General features: G+C 70.9%; 4 protein-coding genes. All 4 read left to right on the top strand.

Annotated elements, in window-relative coordinates; translation table 11 throughout:
• Positions 1-346: 346 nt before the first annotated feature.
• Positions 347-652 carry a 50S ribosomal protein L21 gene (gene rplU / locus G6022_RS13415; RefSeq protein WP_017835684.1) on the top strand — a complete coding sequence of 102 codons (306 nt, stop codon included), beginning with the start codon at positions 347-349 and terminating at the stop codon, positions 650-652.
• Between the two features lie 68 nt (positions 653-720).
• Complete coding sequence (gene rpmA, locus G6022_RS13410; protein WP_107748170.1) at positions 721-984, top strand: 50S ribosomal protein L27; 264 nt, start codon at positions 721-723, stop codon at positions 982-984.
• Between the two features lie 122 nt (positions 985-1,106).
• The gene (gene obgE, locus G6022_RS13405) at positions 1,107-2,567 is read left to right on the top strand and encodes a GTPase ObgE (protein WP_182639561.1); all 1,461 of its coding nucleotides are present in this window, start codon (positions 1,107-1,109) and stop codon (positions 2,565-2,567) included.
• Positions 2,564-3,261: glutamate 5-kinase (gene proB, locus G6022_RS13400; RefSeq protein WP_182691754.1), on the top strand; the 698-nt coding region annotated here is incomplete at its 3' end. The genes obgE and proB, both read left to right, overlap by 4 nt.

Here is a 3,261-nt window from a genome sequence, read left to right as displayed (position 1 = left end):
CCGCCCCGCTCGCGGAGGCGCCGCCGGTCGTCGTCGCGGAGCCGCGTCAGCGACCGGCACGGCGACGCGCGACCAGGTCCACGACCGCCCCTGACGCCGGCGATCGTTAGAGGTGTCGGGCCCGGTGGCGCGGTCGGTTTGACCTGCTGTGCCGCCGGGCCGTAACCTTGACAAGTCGCTCGTGGCGGCGCTATGTCGTCGCGCGAGAAGTCGCGGGCCGGGCCGTCAAGGCCGCGGGACCGGCGATCCCGGTCGACGAGAGTCGGCCGGTCAGAGAGAACACCGCACAGTAGTTGTGGACGTCCCAGTGGCGGCCACACACCCGAGAAGCAAGGGGAAGCCCTCGATGTACGCGATCGTCAAGACCGGCGGCAAGCAGTACAAGGTCGCCGAAGGTGACCATGTCAAGGTCGAGAAGATCGAGGGTGAGGCCGGTACCTCCGTGTCCCTGTCCCCGATCCTCGTGGTCGACGGTTCGACCGTCACCTCCGCTGCCGACGCCCTGGCCAAGGTCTCCGTCTCCGGCGAGATCGTCGAGCAGACCAAGGGCCCGAAGATCCGGATCCACAAGTTCAAGAACAAGACCGGGTACCACAAGCGTCAGGGCCACCGTCAGAAGCTGACGGTGCTCAAGATCACCGGTATCAAGTAATCCACCACGGCCGCCAAGGCCACCAGCTCAGCGCCCTCGGGCGTCTTCCCTGAAGGAGGGGTTCGGACATGGCAAGTAAGAAGGGCGCATCCAGCACCCGTAACGGTCGTGACTCCAACGCGCAGCGTCTCGGCGTCAAGCGCTTCGGCGGCCAGGAAGTCAACGCCGGCGAGATCCTGATCCGCCAGCGTGGCACCAAGTTCCACCCGGGCGTGGGCGTCGGCCGTGGCGGCGACGACACGCTGTTCGCACTGGCCGCCGGTGCGGTCGAGTTCGGGACCAAGCGCGGCCGCAAGACCGTCAACATCGTGCCGGTCGGCGTCGAGGCCTGACCCGGCGACACTGACGCGATTCGCCCTCGGGGGCCGGGCGGGGTCTGATGACCCCACGCCCGGTCCCCGAGAGCATTTGCGCCACATCCGTTAGTCCCACCACCAGCAGGAGGAGTCCGCTTATGTCGAGATTCGTCGACCGCGTAGTGCTCCACCTCGCGGCGGGGGACGGTGGCCGCGGGTGCACGTCCGTGCACCGGGAGAAGTTCAAGCCGCTCGGCGGCCCCGACGGGGGCAACGGCGGGAGCGGCGGGGACGTGGTGCTGGTGGTGGACCCCCAGGTCCACACGCTGCTCGACTTCCACTTCCGGCCCCACGCGCGCGCCGGTAAGGGAGAGCCCGGGATGGGCGCCAACCGGAACGGCGCCCAGGGTGATGACCTCGTCCTGGCGGTGCCGCCCGGGACCGTCGTGCTGGACCAGAACGGTGAGATGCTGGCCGATCTGGTCGGTGCCGGGACCCGCTTCGTGGCGGCCGAGGGCGGCAAGGGTGGGCTCGGTAACGCCGCGCTCGCCTCCAGGGCCCGCAAGGCCCCCGGGTTCGCCCTGCTCGGTGAGCCCGGCGAGGTCCGCGACCTCACCCTCGAGCTCAAGTCCATGGCCGACGTCGGACTGGTCGGGTTCCCCTCTGCCGGCAAGTCCTCTCTCGTGTCGGTGCTCTCCGCGGCCAAGCCCAAGATCGCCGACTACCCGTTCACCACCCTGGCCCCCAACCTCGGGGTGGTCTCGGTGGGCGACGACACGTTCACCATCGCGGACGTGCCCGGGCTCATCCCGGGTGCCAGCGAGGGGCGGGGCCTGGGCCTGGACTTCCTGCGCCACATCGAGCGCACGGCCGTCCTCGCACACGTCGTGGACTGCGCGAGCCTCGAGTCCGACCGCGACCCCATCTCGGACGTCGACGCGCTCGAGGCGGAGCTCGCCGCCTACCAGCCGGAACTCGCCGACGCCGGTCTGGGGGAGCTGGCCGATCGGCCGCGGGTCGTGGTGCTCAACAAGATCGACGTGCCGGACGCCGCTGATATGGCCGAGATGGTCACCGCCCACTTCGAGGCCAAGGGCTGGCCGGTGTATGCCATCTCCGCGGTCGCGCACAAGGGCCTGGACGAACTGAGGTACGGGCTCTACGAGCTCATCAAGGCCCACCGCAAGGCCAACCCGCCGGCGGCGCCCGAGCGGATCGTGTTGCGGCCGAGGACCGTCGACGTGGCCGAGTTCACCGTCCGGAAGGACCCGAACGAGGCCGGTGCCTACGTGGTCTCGGGATCCAAGCCCGAGCGCTGGATCCGCCAGACAGACTTCGCCAACGACGAGGCCGTCGGCTTCCTCGCCGACCGCCTGGCCCGGCTCGGGGTCGAGGACGCGCTCATCAAGGCCGGCGCGCAGGCGGGCTGCACGGTCACCGTCGGCGACGTCTCCTTCGACTGGGAGCCGCAGACCCCGGCCGGTGTGGACCTCATGCGTACGGGCCGAGGCACCGACATCCGGTTGGAGTCCGACGAGCGCGTGGGCGCCCACGAGCGCAAGTACCGCAAGCGGGTGCGCCGCGGGCTGATCGACCCCGACGAGGAGATCCTGGAGTGACCGGCGAACCGGAGCTGCGGCGCCGGATCGGCACGGCCCGCCGGGTGGTGGTCAAGATCGGCTCGTCGGCCATCACGAGCTTCGGTGGCGGGATCCGCCGGCCGCAGCTCGACGCCCTGGCCGACGTCTGCCAGGCGCGCATGGCCGCGGGGTCGGACGTCTTCGTGGTCTCCTCCGGCGCGATCGGCGCGGGGATGTCCCCACTGGGGATGACCACCCGACCCGCCACCCTGTCCGCCAAGCAGGCGGCCGCCAGTGTGGGGCAGCTCGAACTGGCCCGGGCGTGGGGCGACTCGTTCTCCAGGTACGACCGCGTGGTGGGCCAGGTCCTGCTGACGGCGGGGGACATCGGGCGCCGGGAGAGCGCGGCCAACGCGCAGCGCACCCTGGACCGACTCCGCACGCTCGGCGCGGTGCCGGTGGTCAACGAGAACGACACGGTGGCCACCAACGAGATCCGCTTCGGGGACAACGACCGCCTGGCCGCGCTGGTGGCCCACCTCATCAGCGCCGATGCGTTGATCCTGCTCTCGGACGTGGACGCGCTCTACGACTCCGACCCCCGCAAGGGTGACGCCACCGCGGTGACGATGGTGTCGGGCGCGGCCGACCTCGACGGGGTGGTGGCCGGGGCCGGCGGTGCGCTGGGCACCGGCGGGATGGCCTCCAAGCTCGCGGCCGCGCGACTGGCCGC

The sequence above is a fragment of the Dietzia sp. Cai40 genome (assembly GCF_014145165.1).
Lineage (GTDB): Bacteria > Actinomycetota > Actinomycetes > Mycobacteriales > Mycobacteriaceae > Dietzia > Dietzia natronolimnaea.
Note: the sequence above shows the minus strand (reverse complement) of the source record. Positions and strands in the feature narration are given on the sequence as shown.